The 20,441-nt window shown below is 70.5% G+C and carries 19 protein-coding genes; 9 read left to right on the top strand and 10 right to left on the bottom strand.

The window, feature by feature from the left end; genetic code table 11:
* Window positions 1-50 precede the first annotated feature (50 nt).
* From ACQPWU_RS35195 to ACQPWU_RS35185, 3 genes are all read right to left on the bottom strand, one after another.
* Window positions 51-1,751, bottom strand: a complete 1,701-nt coding sequence (locus ACQPWU_RS35195; protein ID WP_433429563.1) for a hypothetical protein — start codon at window positions 1,749-1,751, stop codon at window positions 51-53.
* A gap of 200 nt (window positions 1,752-1,951) precedes the next feature.
* Window positions 1,952-3,706, bottom strand: a complete 1,755-nt coding sequence (locus tag ACQPWU_RS35190) for a glycoside hydrolase family 15 protein (protein WP_433429562.1) — start codon at window positions 3,704-3,706, stop codon at window positions 1,952-1,954.
* Between the two features lie 79 nt (window positions 3,707-3,785).
* Window positions 3,786-4,388, bottom strand: coding sequence for a YczE/YyaS/YitT family protein (locus ACQPWU_RS35185; protein ID WP_433429560.1), 603 nt, complete (start codon window positions 4,386-4,388; stop codon window positions 3,786-3,788).
* 63 nt (window positions 4,389-4,451) lie between these two features.
* On the opposite strand from ACQPWU_RS35185, the gene ACQPWU_RS35180 reads away from it, so the two are divergent.
* Window positions 4,452-5,882, top strand: a complete 1,431-nt coding sequence (locus ACQPWU_RS35180) for a PLP-dependent aminotransferase family protein (RefSeq protein ID WP_433429559.1) — start codon at window positions 4,452-4,454, stop codon at window positions 5,880-5,882.
* Between the two features lie 36 nt (window positions 5,883-5,918).
* Here the strand turns inward: ACQPWU_RS35180 and ACQPWU_RS35175 are convergent, their stop codons facing one another.
* Window positions 5,919-6,287, bottom strand: coding sequence for a winged helix-turn-helix transcriptional regulator (locus tag ACQPWU_RS35175; protein WP_433429557.1), 369 nt, complete (start codon window positions 6,285-6,287; stop codon window positions 5,919-5,921).
* A gap of 150 nt (window positions 6,288-6,437) precedes the next feature.
* Between ACQPWU_RS35175 and ACQPWU_RS35170 the strand changes: the two genes are divergently transcribed.
* Complete coding sequence (locus ACQPWU_RS35170) at window positions 6,438-7,109, top strand: NAD(P)-dependent oxidoreductase (protein ID WP_433429556.1); 672 nt, start codon at window positions 6,438-6,440, stop codon at window positions 7,107-7,109.
* A gap of 120 nt (window positions 7,110-7,229) precedes the next feature.
* Here ACQPWU_RS35170 and ACQPWU_RS35165 read toward each other — a convergent pair whose 3' ends face one another.
* The 3 genes from ACQPWU_RS35165 to ACQPWU_RS35155 form a co-directional block, all read right to left on the bottom strand.
* Window positions 7,230-7,721: a hypothetical protein gene (locus ACQPWU_RS35165; protein ID WP_433429554.1), complete on the bottom strand. Its 492-nt coding sequence runs from the start codon at window positions 7,719-7,721 to the stop codon at window positions 7,230-7,232.
* A 149-nt stretch (window positions 7,722-7,870) separates the two neighbouring features.
* Entirely contained in the window at window positions 7,871-8,785 is a 915-nt protein-coding gene (locus ACQPWU_RS35160) for a hypothetical protein (protein ID WP_433429553.1), read from the bottom strand.
* Window positions 8,786-8,864: 79 nt separating this feature from the next.
* Window positions 8,865-10,724, bottom strand: coding sequence for an AMP-dependent synthetase/ligase (locus ACQPWU_RS35155; RefSeq protein WP_433429551.1), 1,860 nt, complete (start codon window positions 10,722-10,724; stop codon window positions 8,865-8,867).
* 139 nt (window positions 10,725-10,863) lie between these two features.
* Here ACQPWU_RS35155 and ACQPWU_RS35150 point away from each other — a divergent pair, with 139 nt between their 5' ends.
* From ACQPWU_RS35150 to ACQPWU_RS35135, 4 genes are all read left to right on the top strand, one after another.
* Window positions 10,864-12,324 (top strand): peptide MFS transporter, encoded by a 1,461-nt coding sequence (locus ACQPWU_RS35150; RefSeq protein ID WP_433429549.1) that lies wholly within the window; start codon window positions 10,864-10,866, stop codon window positions 12,322-12,324.
* Between the two features lie 11 nt (window positions 12,325-12,335).
* Window positions 12,336-12,944, top strand: a complete 609-nt coding sequence (locus ACQPWU_RS35145; RefSeq protein ID WP_360704380.1) for a trimeric intracellular cation channel family protein — start codon at window positions 12,336-12,338, stop codon at window positions 12,942-12,944.
* Between the two features lie 140 nt (window positions 12,945-13,084).
* A complete protein-coding gene (gene moaA, locus ACQPWU_RS35140) occupies window positions 13,085-14,074 on the top strand; it encodes a GTP 3',8-cyclase MoaA (protein ID WP_433429547.1) in 990 nt (329 codons plus the stop codon).
* 28 nt (window positions 14,075-14,102) lie between these two features.
* The gene (locus ACQPWU_RS35135) at window positions 14,103-14,903 is read left to right on the top strand and encodes an NTP transferase domain-containing protein (RefSeq protein ID WP_433429546.1); all 801 of its coding nucleotides are present in this window, start codon (window positions 14,103-14,105) and stop codon (window positions 14,901-14,903) included.
* A gap of 306 nt (window positions 14,904-15,209) precedes the next feature.
* On the opposite strand, the gene ACQPWU_RS35130 is transcribed toward ACQPWU_RS35135, so the two are convergent.
* Window positions 15,210-15,524 carry a DUF3099 domain-containing protein gene (locus ACQPWU_RS35130; RefSeq protein WP_433429545.1) on the bottom strand — a complete coding sequence of 105 codons (315 nt, stop codon included), beginning with the start codon at window positions 15,522-15,524 and terminating at the stop codon, window positions 15,210-15,212.
* Window positions 15,525-15,623: 99 nt separating this feature from the next.
* On the opposite strand from ACQPWU_RS35130, the gene ACQPWU_RS35125 reads away from it, so the two are divergent.
* Window positions 15,624-15,836: a dodecin gene (locus tag ACQPWU_RS35125; protein WP_433429543.1), complete on the top strand. Its 213-nt coding sequence runs from the start codon at window positions 15,624-15,626 to the stop codon at window positions 15,834-15,836.
* Window positions 15,837-15,999: 163 nt separating this feature from the next.
* Here ACQPWU_RS35125 and ACQPWU_RS35120 read toward each other — a convergent pair whose 3' ends face one another.
* Window positions 16,000-17,370 carry a metallopeptidase TldD-related protein gene (locus ACQPWU_RS35120; RefSeq protein WP_433429542.1) on the bottom strand — a complete coding sequence of 457 codons (1,371 nt, stop codon included), beginning with the start codon at window positions 17,368-17,370 and terminating at the stop codon, window positions 16,000-16,002.
* A complete protein-coding gene (locus tag ACQPWU_RS35115) occupies window positions 17,367-18,860 on the bottom strand; it encodes a TldD/PmbA family protein (RefSeq protein WP_433429541.1) in 1,494 nt (497 codons plus the stop codon). The genes ACQPWU_RS35120 and ACQPWU_RS35115 overlap by 4 nt, the downstream gene beginning before the upstream one ends.
* Window positions 18,861-18,937: 77 nt before the next feature.
* Here ACQPWU_RS35115 and fabG point away from each other — a divergent pair, with 77 nt between their 5' ends.
* Entirely contained in the window at window positions 18,938-19,633 is a 696-nt protein-coding gene (gene fabG / locus ACQPWU_RS35110; RefSeq protein ID WP_433429540.1) for a 3-oxoacyl-ACP reductase FabG, read from the top strand.
* A 1-nt stretch (window position 19,634) separates the two neighbouring features.
* Window positions 19,635-20,399 carry an enoyl-ACP reductase FabI gene (gene fabI, locus ACQPWU_RS35105; RefSeq protein WP_433429538.1) on the top strand — a complete coding sequence of 255 codons (765 nt, stop codon included), beginning with the start codon at window positions 19,635-19,637 and terminating at the stop codon, window positions 20,397-20,399.
* Window positions 20,400-20,441: the final 42 nt, after the last annotated feature.

The following is a 20,441-nucleotide window of genomic DNA, read 5'->3' as shown; positions in this document are numbered from 1 at the left end:
CGAGATCATCGTGGCGCCTCGGCGAGGGAGCGGGGAACCGGTGTCCGCGGTCATCGGCGCGGCAGCACCCAGATCGGGTTGCTGTAGAACCACAGGTCGTTCCACGGGTCGGCGTCGCCGTAGACGTCGATCTGCGGCCCGTTCGGGTCCACGGCCGCCCCCAGCAGCCCGGGAGCCGAGCGCTTGCCGTCCGTGCCGCGCAGCCGCACGTACACGGGCCGGTCGATCGCCCCCAGCTGGTACGTGAACGTGACGGTGCCGCTGTTCTCACCCACCTCGTAGGACTTCACGACCTTGGTGTTCGGCGTCGTGAAGGTGTCTTTGTCGGTGGCGGGGCCGGTGACGTCGCCCTGGATGACGTCCACCCGGGCCAGCGTGGGCACGACCTGCGCCCAGTTCGGCCGCCCCGCCAGGGTGACCTCGATGGCCAGCTCGACGCGGGCGCCCTGGCGTACCTGGAGGGTGTCGCCGAGCGTCACGCCGCGCTGCCCGGTGCCGGCCGCGCGGGCCCGCACCACCAGGCCGCTGATCAGCCCGCCGTGGTCCACCCAGACCCGGCCGGCACGCAGCGCGTCCATGAGCGCCCGGTGGGTGAAGTTCTCGCTGCCGACGTGGGTGCGGCTGTAATAGCCCGGCCAGAAGTCGCTGGCCCCGAGGTTGGGCACGCCCTTGTAGATGGGGTCCTCGTAACGCCCGTTGGCGTTGAAGTCGCTGTTCGGGCCGCGGTCGCTGGCGTCGCCGTACACGACGTGGGAGTCGGAGTTCGCCGTGATCCACCAGGGCTTGCCCTCGGCCAGCAGGCTGTCCCACAGCCCGCCCACGGTGGCGGTCATCCAGTCGAACCCGCCGAACGTCTTGTAGCTCTCGGGAGGGTACCCGGGGAAGGAGTCGGCGCTGGGACCGCCGTCGTAGAGCCCGCGACCGCCGCCGGGACCGTTCGGCTTGGGGATGCCGCCGGCCTGGTGCCCGGGCGCGCCCTCCATGCCGACCGCGATCGACGGCTGGGCGTCGCGCCAGCCGCGGATCTCGTGCGGCGAGTCGATGCCCTTGCGCGACGGGTGGTTGGCCAGGAACATCGCGTCCGGGATCCGCCGCTTGCGCACCGCCTCGGCGAGGAAGTTTAGCCCGGCGATGGCCAGTGCCTCGTTCTGCGGCGTGTTCGCGCCGGCTCCCTTCACCGACCCGTCGAAGGAGTTCTCGAACTCCTTGAGCGTCTCGACCTCGCCCTTCCCCGGGGCGACGAACACGGTGCCGTGCTCGGCCCCCGGGATGTTCCACTCCAGCCCCTGGAAGACCAGGGTGTCCTTGACGGCCTCGCGGGCCGCGACGATGTCCGGGTTGACCTTGTCCACGCCGATCTTCGCGTGCGTCGCGCCGCCGTGGTCGGTGATGACCATCCAGCCGAGCCCGTACGCGTTGCCGTGCCGTACCTGGTCGATCACCCGGTACATGGCGTCCGAGCTGTACTGGGTGTGGATGTGGTGGTCACCCGCCAGCCACAGATACCCGTCCTTCGGCTCCCGCCCGCGCGCGGCGAGCTCCGGCTCCGTGGCCGCCGCCGCCTCACCCTGCGCGCTCAGCATCCCGGCGGCGGTCAGCCCGGCCCCCAGCAATCCGGCCCGCCGGAACATCCGCCGCCGCGACAACTGCCCCGGTGCCAGCTCCTCGTCGGGAACCGACAGGTCCCGCGCCTCCCCTTCACCACCGGGTTCGAGGTGCTCATGCGGATGGTGGTGATGCCCGTGGCTCATGCTGCTCTCTCCGTCCCGCCGGAAGTTGGTGCTCCGGCTACGGCGGGAGCGTGGCGTAACGGGATGAAGCAGGCATGAACGCTGGGGGATCGGCGCGTGCCGCCACCCTGATAGTTCTCCATGAACGCGGGCGGCACCGCCACCCAGACCCACACGATCGTGCGGGGAGCCGCCTACGTGGCGGGGCGCCGGACGGTGACCTACGACAGCGCGCGGGCGGCGTGGATCAACGGCACGTGGCTGAACGCCTGCGGGAAATTGCCGACCAGCCGGCCATAGCGCGGGTCGTACTCCTCCGCCAGCAGCCCCACGTCGTTGCGCAGCCCCAGCAGCCGCTCGAACAGATCCTCGGCCTCCTCCTTGCGGCCCTGCATCGCCATCACCTCCACCAGCCAGAAACTGCACGCCAGGAAGGCCCCCTCACCACCCGTCAGCCCGTCGACGTCGTTGTCGGCCGCCAGCGGGTAGCGCAGCACGAACCCGTCCGACATGAGCTCCTTCTCGATGGCCGCGACGGTCCCCGCCATCCGCGGATCGTCGATCGGCAGGAAACCGACGACGGGCATCTGCAGCAGCGCCGCGTCCAGCTCCGACGACCCGTACGACTGCGTGAAGGTGTTGCGCCGCGCGTCGAACCCCTTCGAGCAGATCTCGGCGTGAATGCTGTCGCGCAACGTCCGCCACCGCTCGACCGGCCCGGTACGCCCGAACCGCTCGACGTATTTGACCGCCCGATCCATCGCCGCCCAGCACATGACCTTCGAGTGCACGAAATGCCGGCGCGGCCCCCGCACCTCCCACAGCCCCTCGTCCGGCTCGTCCCAGTGCTCCGCCACGTAGTCGAGGAGCTGCCGCTGAATGGTCCACGCCCGGTCGTCGGCGGACAGGCCGCGGGTGCGCGAGACGTACAGGCAGTTCATCACCTCGCCGTACACGTCGAGCTGGAGCTGCTTGACCGCCTCGTTGCCGATCCGCACGGGCCGGGAGTCCTCGTAGCCGTCGAGCCAGTCCAGGGTGAGCTCGGGCAGCCGGCGCTCGCCCGCGACGCCGTACATGATCTGCAGGTCCTGGGGCCGCCCCGCGATGGCCCGCAGCAGCCACGAGCGCCAGTCCGCGGCCTCCTCCAGGTAGCCGGAGCTGATCAGCGCGTCGAGCGTCATGGTCGCGTCCCGCAGCCAGCAGAACCGGTAGTCCCAGTTGCGCACCCCGCCCAGGTCCTCGGGGAGTGACGTGGTGGGCGCGGCGACGATGCCGCCGGTCGGGGAGTAGGTGAGGCCCTTCAGCGTGATCAGCGACCGCACCACGGCCTCGCGGTACGGCCCCTCGTACGTGCATCGGGCCACCCACTCCGCCCACATGGCCTCGGTCTCGGCGAGCTGGGTCTCGGCGTCGATCTGCCGCGGCATCGGCTCGTGCGACGGGTGCCACGTGAAGACGAACGGCAGCCGCTCGCCCTCCTTCACCGTGAACGTGGCCCGGTGCGCGTAGTCGCCGCCCTTCAGCGGCACGGGGGAGTGCAGCCACACCGAGTCGGGGCCGCCGATGGCCTGCAGATGACCGTTGCTGCGGCGCACCCACGGCACGATCCTGCCGTAGTCGAAACGCACCCTGAGCTGCGTGGAGACCTCCACGCTCCCGGAGACGCCCTCCACGATGCGCACCACGTCGGGGTTGCGGTCGCGGGGCGGCATGAAGTCGATCACGCGGACCGTGCCCGTCGGGGTGTCCCACTCGCTCTCCAGGATGAGCGTGTCGGGACGGTAACGACGCCGCGTCGCAGGCCGCCGGCCCGTGGGCCCGAGCCACCAGTGCCCGTTGCGCTCGCTGCCGAGCAGCGCCGCGAAGCACGACGGCGAGTCGAACCTGGGCAGGCACAGCCAGTCGACCGATCCGTCTCTGCCGACCAGCGCCGCGGACTGCATGTCTCCGATCAGGGCGTAATCCTCGATCCGCATGCCTTGACGTTACTCGCGCATGGGGCGATCCCGTGACCGGGTCCGATCATGTCGCGTCATGCCCGGCCCGGCCACGGGATCACGTCAGGGGGAACCAGCGGGTGAACAGCTGGGTCAGCGGGCCGATGGCCAGCGCGAACACCAGAGTTCCCACGCCCACGGTGCCGCCGAGCAGCCACCCGGCGGCCAGGACGGTGATCTCGATGAGGAAACGCCCGAGCCGTACCGACAGGCCGAGCCGTACCAGCCCGGTCATGATGCCGTCACGCGGACCCGGCCCCATCCCGGCGCCGATGTAGAGCACGGTGGCCAGGGCGATGGAGACCACGCCGAGCGCCACGTACAGGCACTGGAGGACCAGGTGCGACGGCGTGGGCAGCAGGAAGATCGCGGCGTCCGCGAAGAGGCCCAGGAAGAGGACGTTGCTGACGGTCCCGATCCCGGGCTTCTGCTTCAGCGGGATCCACAGCAGCATCACCAGAGCGCCGACCGCGATGATGACCGTGCCGATGGACAGCCCGGTCCTGACGGCCAGGCCCTGGTGGAACACGTCCCACGGGTCGTTTCCCAGCCCGGACTCCACCTGGAGGCCGATGCCGGTGCCGTACAGCGCGAGCCCGCCGTACAACCGGACGAGGCGGGCGGGAAGGGAACTGCGCCTGGGGAGGGTCGCTTCGCTCATAGTGGCCCCAGAGTGGCATCCACTGGATTTGCCAAAACAGAGCCAATCGCGAAAAGTGGCCTGATGAGGCATTTGTCGGCGACCCAGGTGGCGCGGCTCATCGAGATCGACCCGGCGGCGCGCCCGTACTACCGCGCGCTCGCCGACGGCGTGCGCGCCCGCATCATGGACGGCCAGATCCCGGTACGCGTGCGCATGCCCGCGGAACGCCACCTCGCCGAGACCCTCAAGGTCAGCCGCACCACCGTGACCTCGGCCTACGACCTGCTGCGCGAGCGCGGCTACCTGGAGAGCCGCCAGGGCTCAGGGAGCTGGACAGCCCTGCCCGACCCGGCCACCACGACGGACAACCCGTGGCTCGGCACCGACGGCGACGGCCTCATCCAGATCCAGAGCGCGGCCCCGCCCGCGCCGGCGGTCCTGCGGGAGGTGATGCTCGAGGCGGTGGAGGATGTGCCCAGGTACGGCATGGGCAACGGCTACGACCCCATGGGCCTGCCGGTCCTCAGGGAGCGCGTCGCCGCCCGCTACACCGCCAGGGGCCTGGCCACCCGGCCGGAGCAGATCCTCGTCACGACCGGCTCGCAGCACGCCATCCAGCTCGTGCTCGGCCTGCTCGTCGGCGCGGGCGACCCGGTGCTCGTGGAGTCGCCGACGTACCCGCACGCCATCGACGTGGCCCGGCAGCGCGGCGCCAGGATCGTCCCGGTGGGCATCACGCACGAGGGCTGGCCGGCCGACCTGGTGGCCGGGGGCATGCGCCAGTCGGGGGTGCGGCTGGCGTACCTCATGCCCGACTTCCAGAACCCGACGGGCGCCCTCATGGACGACGCCACCCGCGCCGCCATCGTGGGCGCGGCCCGGCGCGCCGGGACGGTGCTGCTGGTGGACGAGACGTGGTCGGAGCTGGCACTGGACGAGGTGCCGCGAACGTCGCCGGCCGCCGCGTTCGACACCGACAGCCGCGTGATCAGCATCGGCTCGGCCTCCAAGCTGTGGTGGGGCGGGCTGCGCATCGGCTGGGTACGCACCACGGCCGCGCTGGCGCGCCGGCTGGCCATGTTCCGCGCCGCCGTGGACATCGCCAGCCCGGTGCTGGAGCAGCTCGTGGTGGCGCGGCTGTTCGACCGCCTGGAGGAGACGCGGGCCGAGCGCCGCCGCACGCTGCGCGCCTCGCGCGACGCGCTGGTGGCGGGGCTGCGCGAGCACCTGCCGGAGTGGACGTTCACGGTGCCGCGCGGAGGCGGCACCCTGTGGGTGCGCCTGGACGGCACCGGCGCCACCCCGCTCGCGGAGGCGGCCGCCCATCACGGGGTACGCCTCGCGCCCGGCCCCTGGTTCGGCCTGGAGGGCACCCTGGAGAACTACCTCCGCCTGCCCTTCACGCAGCCGCCCCAGGTGCTGACGGACGTGGTCACCCGCATCCGCGCCGCCCGCGACCACGGCCCCACCGGCACCCCGCACGCGTCGGAGGCGCTCGTCACGATGGTGTGACTTGTCGATGGATCAGGCCCCGCTGGTCGTGGTTCTCTATCGTGCGGCCTCGTGCCAGGCCTCCCTGGCGTGCATCAGCTCGGCCAGGTGCCGTCTCGACCACTCGCAGCCCGCGTTCATGGGCTCGAGCAGGCTGCGGCCGAGCTCGGTCAGCTCGTACTCGACGCGCGGCGGGATCTCCTCGTACGCGGTGCGTGTGAGCAGGCCGTCGCGTTCCATGGCGCGCAGGGACTCGGTGAGCACCTTCGGGGTGATGCCGCGCAGCGTCGTCTGGAGCTCGTTGAAGCGCCGCGGGGCCGACTCCAGGCAGCGGATGATCTTCGCGGTCCACTTGTCGCCGACGCGGATGGGCGCGGCTACCGGTGGGCATCCGGCGAACATGTCCGGATCGAGTGGCTCGGCCATTCCGACATCGTAGGTGCATATTCCGCTACCTGCGGTGGACCGCTGGGACGCGGTCCACGGGAGTAACTATCGTTGCGGAAAGCGACATCTCACCCTTTACCGTCGGCGCGTGACCGGGAAGTCCGGCCACACGAACGGAGCGTGGTGAGAGTGAGCAAGATCGTGGTCTTCGGCGCCGGCGGGCGGGCCGGGAGGCGGGTGGTCGCGGAGGCGGCCGGGCGCGGGCACGAGGTGACGGCCGTGGTGCGGGATCCCGCGAAGTATCCGGCACTTACGGATGCGCCTGAAGCGGGGGTACGCGTGGTCGCCGGGGACGTCACCGACCTCGACGGCGTGGCGGAGGCGGCGGCGGGGCACGACGCGGCCGTCCAGGCGGCGGCCCGGATGGACATGTCGTCGGAGGAGTTCTACACGGCCGCGGCCCGGGCCCTGACCGGCGGCCTGGCGCGGGCCGGGGTGTCCCGGTTGGTGGCTCTCGGGATCGGGAGCCTGCTGGAGGTCTCGCCGGGGGTCCGGCTCGTGGACACGCCGGACTTTCCGGCCGACGCCCGGGCGTTCTCGCTGGGGCACGCGGCGGAGCTGGAGGTGTTCGAGGGGGCGGAGCTCGACTGGGTGGTGCTCGCGCCGCCGCCCGTGTTCCTCGACGACTCGGCGTCCAGGACGGGGCGGTACCGGATCGGCGGCGGGCAGGTGCCGGCGCTGGAGCCGCCGCTGTCGTTCGCCGACCTGGCGGTGGCGGTGCTGGACGAGGTCGAGCGGCCCAGGCATCACCGTGTCCAGGTCGCCGTCTCCTACTGGCCCGGCGCCGCGGCCCGGCCCTGAAGGGTCACGCGCCGTGGCTTCGAACGCATAAAGTCCTCAGCCGAGAGGCTCGGCCCCGCGAAGAGAGCTCACGCATGAAAAACGCCCGGCCGCGGAGCAGCCGGGCGATTCTCAGGGTGGTCAGTGGCGGTGGCCGACGACCTTGACCCAGTCCTTGCCCTCCGCCGGCGAGAGCCAGCGGGAGCCTTCGAAGACCGCGCGGAACGTGCCGGACGTGCGGGCGGGCACCCTCGTCGAGAAGTAGCCGTTGCTGCTGGTCCTGATCGTGTCCACGTACTCCCAGCGGCCGCTGCCGCCGGGCTGGAAGAGGATCACGATCCGCTTCCCGGCCAGGCGGTGCCAGCGCTCCTGGCCCTTGCAGGTGTCCGCGTGGTGAACCGAGACGAAGCCACTGATGTAGTCCTCGTCGCACTGCACGGAGAGCTTGCCCTCGAGGTTGATGGGCCGGCCCCGCCACGCGGGCTCAGGGTTCGCGTCGAACTGCAGGCTGGTGTAGCCCGCGACATCCGGGTCCAGACCCGGGTCCGGGTCCGCGAGGGCCGGCGAGGCGGCGGTGGCCACCATCGTCGCGCCCAGGGCGGCAGCCGCCAGGCCGGCGGCTAGACGTCGCATCTTCAAATCGAAATTCCTTCCCCGTCTGAACGGGCCCCGAATCGGGGCACGTCATCGCCAATGACGCGTAAGGGTAAGGAAAAGTTGCGGTAAAGTTGATCACAATTCCGCAACGACGGTTTAAGGCCACACCAAGAGCCGTATTTTGGTTATTGCGTAATTTGTTGGGACTTAGAGCTGTCTGGTGCGTAGTGTCCTGTTCCGGGGTAGTGGACGCGCCAGAGGCCGCCCGTGCGGCCCGAGATCGTCGTCTCGAAGGCCCCGGAGGCGTCCGTGGTCGCCTGCCCCGCCTCGTCCCAGGCGGTGGACTCATCGGGGCGCCACAGGATCTCCAGCGGCTGCTTGGCGAACGGTCCGTATCCGGTGTAGCCGCGCGGATCCACCCGCCTCAGCGAGCCGCTCAGCCGGACCGCGCCGGAGCGCCCGGCCTTCTCCGCCATCACCGAGGTGAGTCTCGTGGCGCGCCTGAGCTGGAACGACGCGTATTCGGTGACCGTCGCGCCGCGCGGTCCCCTGGCGGTGGCGGTGATCGTCCAGGTGCCGGTCGGGTAGTAGCGGTTCAGCCGCTTGTCGGGCAGGAAGCGCCAGGTCTCCCAGCCGTCGGCCACGCGTGCCGTCTTGAGGGGCCCCGTGGCCTGCCCCGCCACCTGGGCGAGCGCGGGAGCCACGGGCCGGACCCCCACGTTGATCGCGCGCTGGGCCCCCGTTCCAGGGGCGGACTGGGCCTCCGCGCCGGGCGTGAGTACGGCGGACCGGGTCACGCTCGGGGTGGGGGTCGGGGATGGCGCCGGCGGCTTGGCGAGAGACTCGTCGTCCGGCTTGCCATCGAGTACGGGGCGGGGCGGGGCGCCGGGCTCGACCTTGACGGAGACGCCGTCCTTGCCCCGCGTCCCCTTGGCGACCACGTCGATCACCAGGCGGATGGAGTCGTACGCCCCCACCACGGGCTCCTCGGGACGTACCGTGATGGCGCGGATGGCGAGCTCGGGCTCGGTCTCGGGCGGGGACGCGGACATGGAGAGCGGCCCCGCCGCGAGCGAGGCGGCAAGAAGGGTTCTGATCATGATCGAGACGGTAGGAACCATCCGGTAATGACCAGGACCTCGACACACGCCACGAATGGCAAAGCCGGATCAGACCTCGCTACCTCTGGTGATCCGCTGAACGCGCATCGCCATAGAGCCCTTCGATGATGTCGGCGTACTTGGCGTGGATGATCCTCCGCTTGAGCTTCAGGCTCGGCGTGAGCTCCTCCGTCTCGGCCGTCCACTCGGTGCCCAGCAGGGCCCACTTCTTCACCTGCTGCACCCTGGCCAGCTTGGCGTTGGCGGCCTCGACCGCGGCCTCCACCTCCTTGAGCACCTCCGCGTGCTCGGCCAGCTCCGCGAGCGAGCCGAAGGCGATGCCGCGCGCCTGCGCCCAGCCCGGCGCCACCTCCCCGTCCAGCGTCAGCACGGCCACCGGGTGCGGCCGGTTGTCGCCGTACGCGAGGGCCTGGCCGATGAGCATGTGCTCCTTGAGGTGGTTCTCGATCTCGGCCGGGGAGATGTTCTCGCCGCCCGAGGTGATGATCAGCTCCTTCTTGCGGTCGATCACCCGGCAGAAGCCGTCCTCGTCGACCGTGCCGATGTCGCCGGTGTGCAGCCAGCCGTCGGCGTCAATGAGGTCGGCGGAGGACTCGAGGCGGTTGAGGTAGCCGCGGGTGTTGAGCGGGCTGCGGGTGAGGATCTCGCCGTCCTCGGCGATGCGGATCTCGACGCCCGGCTCGGCCCTGCCGACCGTGCCCAGGCGGTAGCAGGAGGGGCCGTTGCCGGTGAACGCCCCGGTCGTCTCCGTCATGCCGTACACGTCGATGACCTTGAGCCCGAGTCCGGCGAAGAAGTGCTGCACCTCGGCGGGCAGCGGCGCGGCGCCGGTGGCGGTCCACTCGGCGCGGTCGAAGCCGATCATGCCGCGGATGATCGACAGCAGCGAGGCGTCGGCCTGGTCGTAGGCGGCCTGGATCTCGGGGGTGATCGTCCGGCCGTACTGGCCCGCCTCCACGTACGCGGCGCCCGCTTCCATGGCCTGACGGACGGCGGCCTGCTGCTCCTCCGGCTGGGTGGCGAGCACGGCGAGCAGGCGGGCCATCATCTTCTCCCACACCCGCGGCACCCCGAAGAACATCATCGGCCTGACCTGCCCCAGCGTCGTGCCCAGGTTGGCCAGGTCGGTGCAGAAGTGCACGTGGGAGGCCTTGACCAGAGGCACGTAGAGGCTGAGGATCCGCTCGGCGATGTGCGCGTACGTGAGATAGGAGACCTGCGTGCCCAGGACGGGCAGGTTCGTGATGCGGTCGGTGGCGGCGACCTCGTAGAAGACGTTCGCGTGGGTGAGGGGCACGCCCTTGGGCATGCCGGTCGTGCCGGAGGTGTAGAGGACGGTGACCATGTCGTCGGACGTGACCGCGCGCCAGCGGGCCTCGACCTCGCCCGGGTCCACGGCCAGCCGGGCGCGGCCCAGCTCGAGTAAGTCCTGCCACGCCATGAACCGCTCGTCGGCGGGCGCCCCCTCGAGCATGATGATCTTGCGGAGGCCGTCGAGGCGGTCCAGCACGGGCTGCCAGCGGGCCAGCTCGGCGGGACCGCCCAGCACCGCGTACCTGGCGCCCACGTCCCCTGCCACGAACGCGATCTGCTCGGGCGCGAACGTCGAGTAGACCGTGCAGCCCACGCCGCCCGCGTGCACCGCGCCCAGGTCGGCGAGCACGTGCTCGCTCCGGTTGACCATCATCAGCGCCACCGGCTCGCCCGGCTGCAGCCCCAGGGCGACCAGGCCCGCGGCGATCTCCAGAACCCTCTGGCGCGCCTGCGCGTAGGTCAGCGTGGTCCAGCCGCCCCCTTCGGGGTCGGAGTACGCGGGCGCGTCCGGGTACTGCTCGGCGACGTGCCGGAGCTGTCCGCACACGGTACGGCCGGCGATCTCCCGCTGGATCTCGGCCCGGACTTCGAGGACTTCGGCCATGGCACCCGCCTCCGGTCAGCGTTCACTTGCGTGAGTGGCCTGCATCGCACCACACGGGCCGGAGAGCGGCAATAGCTTGTGCGGAAAGACCTGCGTCCATCACATAAAGTAATCGTGCTAATTCGTACAAGGGGGGCGAATGCGGGACAAAACGTTCTTCGGGCATCCGCGGGCCCTGGCCACGTTGTTCGGCACCGAAATGTGGGAGCGGTTCAGCTGGTACGGGCTGCGGGCGATCCTCGCCACGTTCATGGCGGCCTCGCCCGCCCAGCAGGGCCTCGGCCTGCCGGAGGAGACAGCGCAGGCGGTGGTGGGCGTTTACGGGGCGCTCATCTACCTGGTCGCGCTGCCCGGCGGCTGGATCGCGGACCGGATCCTGGGGGCGCGCAGGTCGGTGTTCCTCGGCGGGTCCCTCATCCTGCTGGGGCACGTCAGCATGGCCGTCCCCGTGACGTCGCCGCTCTTCGTGTGGCTCGGCCTGCTGCTGATCATCAGCGGCACCGGGCTCCTCAAGCCGAACATGTCCGTCATGGTCGGCAGGCTCTATCCGCAGGGGGACGACGGACGCAGGGACGCCGGGTTCTCGCTGTTCTACCTCAGCATCAACATCGGCGCCTTCTTCGCGCCCATCGTGGTCGGCTGGCTGGCCGACGGCAACCGGTGGCACCTGTCGTTCAGCGCCGCGGCCGTCGGGATGGCGTTCGGCCTGATCCAGTACGTCCGGGGCGGCCGCGACCTGCGCGGCATCGGCGAGCGGCCGGCCAATGTGGACCACCGGAAACTCGGCCGCCTGGTCGCCCTGGGGGTGGCGGTACCGGCGATCGCCCTGGCCGCCTGGGCGGCGACGGGCACGTTCACAATCGACCGGCTCACCGTGGTGATCACGGTGGTCATCGTGCTCGTGACCGTGGGGTACTTCTGCTACATCATGCTCGGCAGCCATGACCTCACCGAGGACGAACGTATCCGGATGAAGGCGTACATCTGGCTGTTCGCGGCCGCGTCCATCTTCTGGATGATCTACGACCTGGCGCCGAGCAAGCTGCTGTTCTTCGCCAGGGACCACACCGATCTGTCGTTGTTCGGCGTCGCGATCCAGCCGGCCACCACGCAGGCGTTCAACCCGCTGTTCATCATGATCTTCGTGCCGGTGTTCGCGGCGCTGTGGGTGAAGCTCGGGACGCGGGTGAGCACCCCGCAGAAGTTCGCGTTCGCGCTGGTCATGGTGGGGTTGAGCTTCGTGGTCATGGCGCTCGCGGCCGCCCTGGCGGGGAACGGGCGGGTGTCGGTGTGGTGGCTGGTGCTCGTCTACCTGATCCAGGTGTTCGGGGAGCTGTCGCTGAGCCCGGTCGGGCTGTCGGTGACGACGAAGCTGGCGCCCGAGGCGTTCAAGAGCCAGATGCTCGGGGTCTGGTTCATCGCGTTCTCGGTGGGCGACGCGATCGGCGGGCAGACGGGGCGGCTCGGCCGGGTGCTGTCCGATCCGGCGTACTACCTGGTGCTGGCGTCGATGGCGGTCGTGGCCGGGCTGGCGCTGTTCATGTTCACGCGGCAACTGCGGGTGATGATGGCCGAGCACCACGAACCCGCCATGCGGTAAACATTGCGAACGTGACTGAGCTTCTCGACCTTGTCGGCATCTTCGTCTTCGCCCTGACGGGGGCGCTCATGGGGGTGCGCAAGCGGCTCGACGTGGTCGGGATGGTGGTGCTGGCCGAGATGACCGCCCTGGGCGGCGGTGTCGTACGCGACCTGATACTCAACGTCCGGCCCGCCGCCTTCCAGAGCCTCGGGTACGTGCTGGTGCCGCTGGTGGCGACGCTGATCGTCTTCTTCTGGCACCCGCACGTGGCCCGGGGCATGCCGGTCATCCTGGTGCTGGACGCGGCGGGGCTGGGGCTGTTCAGCGCGGTGGGGACGCAGAAGGCCCTGGAGTACGGTCTCAGTCCGCTGCACGCCGCCCTGCTGGGAGTGGTGACGGGGGTGGGCGGCGGCATGCTGCGCGACCTGCTGGCCGGGGAGATCCCGACCCTGCTCTACGACCGGCAGCTCTACGCGGTGCCCGCCATGCTGGGCTCGGGGGCGATGGCGGCGCTGTCCTCCCACGGGCTGCACGGGTGGCCGGCCACGCTGGCGGCGGCGGTGCTGGCGTTCGGGCTGCGGATCGCGGCCATGCGCCGCAAGTGGCGCGCTCCCCTGGCCAGGGGAGCCGGCGAGTGACGGCTGGGGCTCCAGGCCTCTCCGGTGTGGAATCGATCTACGGAGCGATGCGTTACTCGTGCCAGGAAGGGTGATTTTGAGCGCCACCCGATGGGCGTCGTAGTCTGGCCCTTTGGCGAACGAACAGGAGGTGACGCCCCGTGTTGCGAGACTCGTTCGGACGGGTGGCGACAGATCTGCGGGTGTCCCTCACGGACAAGTGCAACCTGCGCTGCACGTACTGCATGCCGCCCGAGGGCCTTGACTGGCTCCCCAGCGCGCAGCTCCTCACCGCCGACGAGATCGTCCGCCTCGTGACGATAGGTGTCGAACGCCTGGGCGTCACCGAGGTGCGCTACACGGGCGGAGAGCCCCTCATCCGGCGCGAGCTGGTCGACATCGTCGCCCGCACCACCGCCCTGACCCCCAGGCCGCAGGTCTCGCTGACCACCAACGGCATCGGGCTGGCCCGGCTCGCCGAGCCGCTGGCCGCCGCCGGGCTCGACCGGGTCAACGTCTCGCTCGACACGCTCGACCCCGCGACGTTCAAGCGGCTGGCCCACCGCGACAGGCACGCCGACGTGATCGCCGGGCTCGCCGCCGCCTCCGACGCCGGCCTGCGCCCCGTCAAGGTGAACGCGGTGCTCATGCGCGACCTCAACGACCAGGAGGCCGTGCCGCTGCTGCGGTGGTGCCTCGAGCAGGGGTACGAGCTGCGCTTCATCGAGCAGATGCCCCTCGACGCCCAGCACGGCTGGACCCGGGAGGGCATGGTCACCGCCGACGAGATCCTCGACCGGCTGTCGGCCGCGTTCGACCTCACGGCCGACGACCTGGAGGAGCGCGGCAGCGCGCCGGCCGAGCGGTTCCTCGTGGACGGAGGTCCCGCCCGGGTCGGCGTGATCGGGTCGGTGACGCGGCCGTTCTGCGGGTCCTGCGACCGGGTCCGCCTCACCGCCGACGGCCAGGTGCGCAACTGCCTGTTCGCCACGGAGGAGTCCGACCTGAAGACGGCCATGCGTGACGGGGCGTCCGACGAGGAGCTGGCCGAGCGGTGGATCGCCGCCGTCGCGCGCAAGCGCGCCGGACACGGCATCGACGACCCGTCCTTCCTCCAGCCGTCCCGGCCGATGTCCGCCATCGGCGGCTAGCGCGGTGGCGCCCTCGGGGCCCGGACCGGTGCCCTTCGACGCGGTGATCCTGGCCGGGGGAGAGGCACGACGCCTGGGCGGGGCCGACAAGCCCGGCCTCACGGTGGGCGGCAGGTCCCTGGTCGAGCACGTGGTGGCGGCCGTGTCCGGTGCGGGGAGGACGGTCGTGGTCGGCCCGGAGCGCTCGATCCCCGGTGTGGTGTTCGCCCGCGAGGACCCGCCGAAGGGCGGCCCCGTTCCCGCCCTCGCCGCCGGGCTGAACGAGGTCACCGCGCCGTGGGTGGTGCTCCTCGCGGGCGATCTCCCGTTCATGACGGCCACTCATGTGACCGCGCTCCTGGACGCCGCGGCAGGCGCTCAGACGGCCCGTGGGGTCGTGATGGTGGACGACGGCGGGCGGGAGCAGTGGCTGGCCGGGGTGTGGCCGGCGGCCCCGCTCAAGGCGGCCCTCGCCGCCTACCCGGGACGCTCGCTCAAAGGACTGCTCGGCCCGCTCGTCGCCGTCCGGCTGGCGCTGCCGGGCAGGCCGTGGTTCGACTGCGACACAATGGACGACCTGGAGGAGGCTCGCATGAACGTGCTCAACGAATGGACCGTCCTGGCCTGCAAGGAGCTGGGCATCGACCCGGCCCGCGTGGACCGCGACCTGATTCTCGACCTCACCAAGGAGGTCGCCCATGGCGTCGCCAGGCCGGCCGCGCCCCTGACGGCGTACCTGCTGGGCCTGGCCCAGGGCGCCGGCACCGCCCCCGACGACGCCGTGGCGAAACTGATCACATTGGCGAAGAACTGGGGACAGGCCACAGCCGAGACGCTGACAGACGGCTGAGACTCGAACGAACTGTTGAAGTCAAGCTCGCTCCCGCCTGAAGATTTCCTGGGAATAACGAGGCGGGAGGGAGTGTAAACGATTTCGGGAAAGCGGCCCTACCGACGCGGCCGGTGGCGTCGCGTTGATCAATAAGGCCTACCGGGGAAAAGGCGATGCCGGGTGGTTACGGGGGCAAACCACCCGGCATCGCGTCATCGGCGTTCCGACGGGGGCCCGGAACGCCGGCACCAGCACTCCGACGGGGGACCGGAGCGCTATGGCTAAAGCGTACACCTACAACCCATGGGATGCGTCAAGACTTAGTCACGACCCGATCTCGCGTCGATGCAGCGGTATCTCGGTTTGGTTAGCTTCAGGCGACTGAAAGGTAGGCGGAGGGGCACCCTTACCCCTCTCATTGGCCCCGATTACGGCTATGTATGGCAAAAAGACGGCCCCGGCGATGAAGAGCAGCCGGTACGGCCACGGCACCGGCACCACGACGGCCAGGATCAGGCAGATCGTGCGGATGCCCATCTTGACGAGGTAGCCGATCTCGCGCTTGCGGATGTCGGCCGTCAGGGACGGCTCGGCGTCCGTGACCTGGTGGACGACTGGTCTCCTACGCCACCCCTTCATATCTTCCACGGTAGACCTAGGGAGGGGAGGGTGCGACAGCGCCCCGGTGCGGGGACGGGGGTCATGCGATCATGGCCTTCGAGTAAGGAGGATGTGGAGATGACGGATCGTACGTACCGGGTCACGGAGATCGTGGGCACGTCCAGGGAGAGCGTCGACGAGGCCATCCGCAACGGCATCAGCCGGGCCTCGCAGACGCTGCGTCACCTCGACTGGTTCGAGGTGACGGAGATCCGCGGGTATCTCGACGCGGGGGAGGTCTCGCACTTCCAGGTCGGCATGAAGGTCGGCTTCCGCCTCGAGGACGCGTGAGTCGCCGCCCTCCGCGGCCCTGTGACGGCCCTGGAGGCCTCTGTGGCGCCTCAAGGGTCAATCCCCTCCCGGTGTACGCCAGGGGGAACGAGAGGGGAGAGGAAAGCGCCGGGCCGCGCCCGCCCGAGGTGACGACACGGGCGGGCGCGGCCCGGAAGAAGCGTCAGCTGGCCTGGCTGACCGTGGACATGTTGAAGTCCGGCACCCGGACCGGCGGCATGACGGTGCGCTGGAAGTAGTCGTTCCACTCGCGCGGCAGCGTGCGCTCGCCCGCTCCCACCTCGGTCAGCCGCCCGAGCAGGTCCACCGGGCTCTCGTTGAAGCGGAAGTTGTTCACCTCGCCCACGACCTCGCCATGCTCCACCAGGTAGACCCCGTCACGGGTCAACCCGGTCACGAGCAGCGTCTGGGGGTCGACCTCGCGGATGTACCACAGGCAGGTGACGAGCAGACCGTGCTGCGTCGAGGCGATCATGTCCTCCAGTGAGCCGCCGCCGGAGGGTCCCGCCATGATCAGGTTGTCGATCGCCGGCGTCACGTCCAGCCCGCTCAGCTCCGCCGAGTAGCGGGTCTGCAGCAGCGCCTCCAGCGTGCCGTCCTTGATCCAGCCGGTCGGCCCCAGCGGCAGCCCGTTGTCGAACACCGAGCTCTGCCTGCTGGAGGCGTGCGCCGTCACGAACGGCGCGCACGCGATGCCCGCCGCGCCCGGATCGCTCGACAGCGTGACAGGAAGCGTGGCCAGTCGTTCGCCCACGCGCGTGCCGCCGCCGGGCTTGGAGAACACCGAACGCCCGTCGAGCGCGTCCCTCGCGCCGGCCGACCAGAACAGGTAGATCATCAGGTCGGCCACCGCGCTCGGCGGCAGCAGCGTCTCGTAGCGCCCCGCCGGCAGGTCCACCCTGGTCTTGGCCCACTCCAGCCGCTGCGCCAGCGAGGAGTCGAGCGCCGCGACGTCGACGTCTGTGAAGTCCTGCGTGGACACGCCCGTCCACGCCGAGCGCTTCAGGTCGGCCGACTTGGCATTGAGCTCCATCCGGCCGGTCGGCTGGTCGTGGCGCAGCCGCAGGCCCGTGGACGTGCCGAGGAACGTCGAGGTCAGCGAGTGCTCCGCGAAGCCGTACAGCTTCCTGCCGCCCGCCTCGGCCGCCGCGAACGCGTCGCCGAGCGCCGGCGCGAACGCCTCGAACACCCCGATGTCGGTCGGCTCGACGGAGGAGCCCCAGTGAGGCGACTCCGGCACGCCCTCGACGAGCGGGCGGGCGTCCTCGGCGGGCCGTGCGTCCCGCGCGGCCGCGTCGGCCGCCGCCACCACGTCCGCGAGCTGCTCATCGCGTACGACCGAGCGCGACACGACGCCGGCGCTCTCGCCCGCGATCGAGATCACGGTCACTTGCGAGGAGCGGGCGACGCCGTTCGTGGTGAGCGTGTTGCCCGCGAAACGCAGGTTGGCCGTGGAGCCCTCGTCCACGAGCACCACGCAGTCGTCGTTCGCCGAGAGCTCCAGGGCCTTCTCGACCATCTCCTGAGGCGTCACTTCCCGCCCTCCTGAACGGTGTTGAGGATCCGCACGCCCCTGAACAGGGCCGAGGGGCAGCCGTGGCTGACCGGCGCGACCTGGCCCGGCTGGCCCTTGCCGCAGTTGAAGGCGCCTCCGAGCACGTACGTCTCAGGCCCGCCGACGGCCTCCATCGACCACCAGAAGTCCGTCGTGGTCGCCTGGTAGGCGAAGTCCCTGATCTGCCCGGCCAGCTTCCCGTGGGAGATCTTGTACGCCCGCTGACCGGTGAACTGGAAGTTGTAGCGCTGCATGTCGATCGACCAGCTCTTGTCGCCGACGATGTAGATGCCCCGCTCCACGCCCGCGATCAGCTCGTCGGTCGAAGGGCCGCCGGGCGCGGCCGCCAGCGACACGTTGGCCATGCGCTGGATCGGCATGTGGCCGGGCGAGTCGGCGAACGCGCACCCGTTGGACCGCCCGAGCCCCTTCATCAGCGCCATCCGCCGGTCGAGCTGGTAGCCGACCAGGATGCCGTCCCTGATGATGTCGAAGCTCTGCCCCTGCACGCCCTCGTCGTCGTAGCCGATCGTGGACAGGCCGTGCGTGACCGTCCTGTCGCCGGTCACGTTCATCACCGGCGAGCCGTACACCAGCTCGCCGAGCTGGTCGAACGTGGCGAAGCTGGTGCCCGCGTACGCCGCCTCGTAGCCCAGCGCCCGGTCCAGCTCGGTGGCGTGGCCGATCGACTCGTGGATCGTCAGCCACAGGTTGGAAGGGTCGACGACGAGGTCGTAGTCGCCCGCCTCGACCGAGGGCGCCGCCAGCTTCTCCGCCAGCAGCTCGGGCAGCCTGGCCAGCTCGCCCTGCCAGTCCCAGCCCGTGCCCGTCAGGTATTCGTACCCGCGCCCGACCGGCGGGGCGAGGGTCGACATGTCGTCGAAGCCGGTCTCGTGCGCCTTCATCGCGTTGAGCTTGGGATGCACCCGCACCCGCTGCTGCGTGGTGACCGTGCCGGCCGTGTCGGCGTAGAACTTCTGCTCCTTGACCTGCAGCAGACGCGCCGACACGTGGTCGGCGCCCTTCATCAGCCCGGCCGACCAGTCGGCCAGCAGGCTCACCTTGTCGGCGGAGGCCACCTCGAACGGATCGACGTCGTACGACGACACCCACACCGCCTCGGTGTGCACCGGCTCGGGCGCCAGCGCGATGGGCTCCCTGTTGATCGGGGCGCTCACCTCGGCCACCCGCACCGCCTGCTCGGCCACCGTCGCGGCGGCCTCCGGCGTCAGATGGATGCCCGCGGCGAAGCCCCACGTGCCTCCCTTGACGACGCGCACGGCGTAGCCCAGATCGTCGGCGTCCATGGCGCCTTCGAGCCGGGCGTCGTAGAGGCTGAGCGTCTCGGCTCTGACGCGTTCCAGCCGGAAGTCGGCGTGCTCGGCGCCGAGGTCGCGAGCGCGTTGCAAGGCGGCGTCCGCGAGCTGCCGCAGCGGCAGCTCCAGGAAGTCGGGATCGATCTGGCGCATGTCCACGATCCTATCCCTGTGATCTTGTCTGACCCGGACAACTGGATACCCGCCGGTAAGAGATAGCGTCTGATGTCATGGCACGCTCTGTACTCGTCACCGGGGGCAATCGCGGCATAGGCCTCGCGATCGCCCGTGAACTCGCCGCGGCCGGCGACGCCGTCGCGGTCACCTACCGATCGGGGGAGCCGCCCGAGGGCCTGTTCGGCGTGCGCTGCGACGTCACCAGCATGGCCGACGTCGAGGCCGCGTTCGACAAGGTCGAGGCGGAGCAGGGCCCGGTCGAGGTCCTCGTCTCCAACGCGGGCATCACCAAGGACACGCTGCTCGCCATGATGAAGGAAGACACCTTCACCGACGTCATCGACGCCAACCTGACGGGCGCGTACCGCGTCGCCAAGCGGGCCGTCCGCCCGATGATGAAGCTCAAGCGCGGCCGGATCATCCTCATCTCCTCCGTGGTCGGCCTGTCCGGCCAGGCCGGCCAGGCCAACTACGCCGCCTCCAAGGCCGGGCTGGTCGGCTTCGCCCGCTCGCTGGCCCGCGAGTACGGCTCGCGCAACATCACGGTCAACGTGGTCGCGCCCGGCTTCGTCAAGACCGACATGACGGCCGACCTCGACCCCGAGGCGATCGTCTCCCAGATCCCCCTCGGGCGGCAGGCTGTGCCCGGGGAGGTGGCACGCGTCGTACGCTTCCTGGCCGGCGACGACGCCTCTTACATCACCGGGGCCGTGATCCCGGTCGACGGCGGACTCGGAATGGGGCACTGACATGGGCATTCTCGAAGGCAAGCGGATCCTCGTGACCGGCGTGCTCACCGACTCCTCGATCGCGTTCTCGGTGGCCAAGCTGGCGCAGGAGGAGGGCGCCACCGTGGTGCTCACCGGGTTCGGCCGGCTGTCCCTGGTGGAGCGCATCGCCAAGCGACTGCCCGCCCCGGCGCCGGTGCTCGAGCTCGACGTCCAGAGCAACGAGCACCTCGACACGCTCGCGGCGCGGGTGGGCGAGCACGTGGACGGCCTCGACGGCGTGGTCCACTCGATCGGCTTCGCCCCGCAGACGGCCCTCGGCGGCAACTTCCTCAACACCACGTGGGAGGACGTCGCCACGGCCCTGCACGTGTCCACCTACTCGTTCAAGTCGCTGGCGGTGGCCTGCCTGCCCCTCATGAAGGAGGGCGGGGCGGTCGTCGGCCTCGACTTCGACGCCACCAAGGCGTGGCCGGTCTACGACTGGATGGGCGTGGCCAAGGCCGGCCTGGAGTCGTGCAGCCGCTACCTCGCCCGTGACCTCGGCCAGCACAACATCCGCGTCAACCTGGTGGCGGCCGGTCCGCTGCGCACGATGGCGGCCAAGTCGATCCCGGGCTTCAAGGAGTTCGAGGACAGCTGGCCGGAGAAGGCCCCGCTGGGCTGGGACCTGTCGGACACGCTGCCGGCGGCCAAGGCCTGCGTGGCCCTGATGTCGGACTGGTTCCCCGCCACCACCGGCGAGATCGTCCACGTGGACGGCGGCGTCCACGCCATCGGCGCCTGACGGCGGCTTTCCGCTCGCCTCGGGGTCGCGCCTCGGGGTCCG

It is taken from the genome of Nonomuraea sp. CA-141351 (genome assembly GCF_050944675.1).
Classification (GTDB): Bacteria; Actinomycetota; Actinomycetes; order Streptosporangiales; family Streptosporangiaceae; genus Nonomuraea.
This window is presented reverse-complemented; position numbering and strand designations above follow the sequence as displayed.

Coding starts and splice junctions, on each gene's coding strand:
- ACQPWU_RS35195 (WP_433429563.1), bottom strand. CDS start 1,751: ATGAGCCACGGGCATCACCACCATCCGCATGAGCACCTCGAACCCGGT.
- ACQPWU_RS35190 (WP_433429562.1), bottom strand. CDS start 3,706: ATGCGGATCGAGGATTACGCCCTGATCGGAGACATGCAGTCCGCGGCG.
- ACQPWU_RS35185 (WP_433429560.1), bottom strand. CDS start 4,388: ATGAGCGAAGCGACCCTCCCCAGGCGCAGTTCCCTTCCCGCCCGCCTC.
- ACQPWU_RS35180 (WP_433429559.1), top strand. CDS start 4,452: ATGAGGCATTTGTCGGCGACCCAGGTGGCGCGGCTCATCGAGATCGAC.
- ACQPWU_RS35175 (WP_433429557.1), bottom strand. CDS start 6,287: ATGGCCGAGCCACTCGATCCGGACATGTTCGCCGGATGCCCACCGGTA.
- ACQPWU_RS35165 (WP_433429554.1), bottom strand. CDS start 7,721: ATGCGACGTCTAGCCGCCGGCCTGGCGGCTGCCGCCCTGGGCGCGACG.
- ACQPWU_RS35160 (WP_433429553.1), bottom strand. CDS start 8,785: ATGATCAGAACCCTTCTTGCCGCCTCGCTCGCGGCGGGGCCGCTCTCC.
- ACQPWU_RS35155 (WP_433429551.1), bottom strand. CDS start 10,724: ATGGCCGAAGTCCTCGAAGTCCGGGCCGAGATCCAGCGGGAGATCGCC.
- ACQPWU_RS35150 (WP_433429549.1), top strand. CDS start 10,864: ATGCGGGACAAAACGTTCTTCGGGCATCCGCGGGCCCTGGCCACGTTG.
- ACQPWU_RS35130 (WP_433429545.1), bottom strand. CDS start 15,524: ATGAAGGGGTGGCGTAGGAGACCAGTCGTCCACCAGGTCACGGACGCC.
- ACQPWU_RS35125 (WP_433429543.1), top strand. CDS start 15,624: ATGACGGATCGTACGTACCGGGTCACGGAGATCGTGGGCACGTCCAGG.
- ACQPWU_RS35115 (WP_433429541.1), bottom strand. CDS start 18,860: ATGCGCCAGATCGATCCCGACTTCCTGGAGCTGCCGCTGCGGCAGCTC.
- fabG (WP_433429540.1), top strand. CDS start 18,938: ATGGCACGCTCTGTACTCGTCACCGGGGGCAATCGCGGCATAGGCCTC.
- fabI (WP_433429538.1), top strand. CDS start 19,635: ATGGGCATTCTCGAAGGCAAGCGGATCCTCGTGACCGGCGTGCTCACC.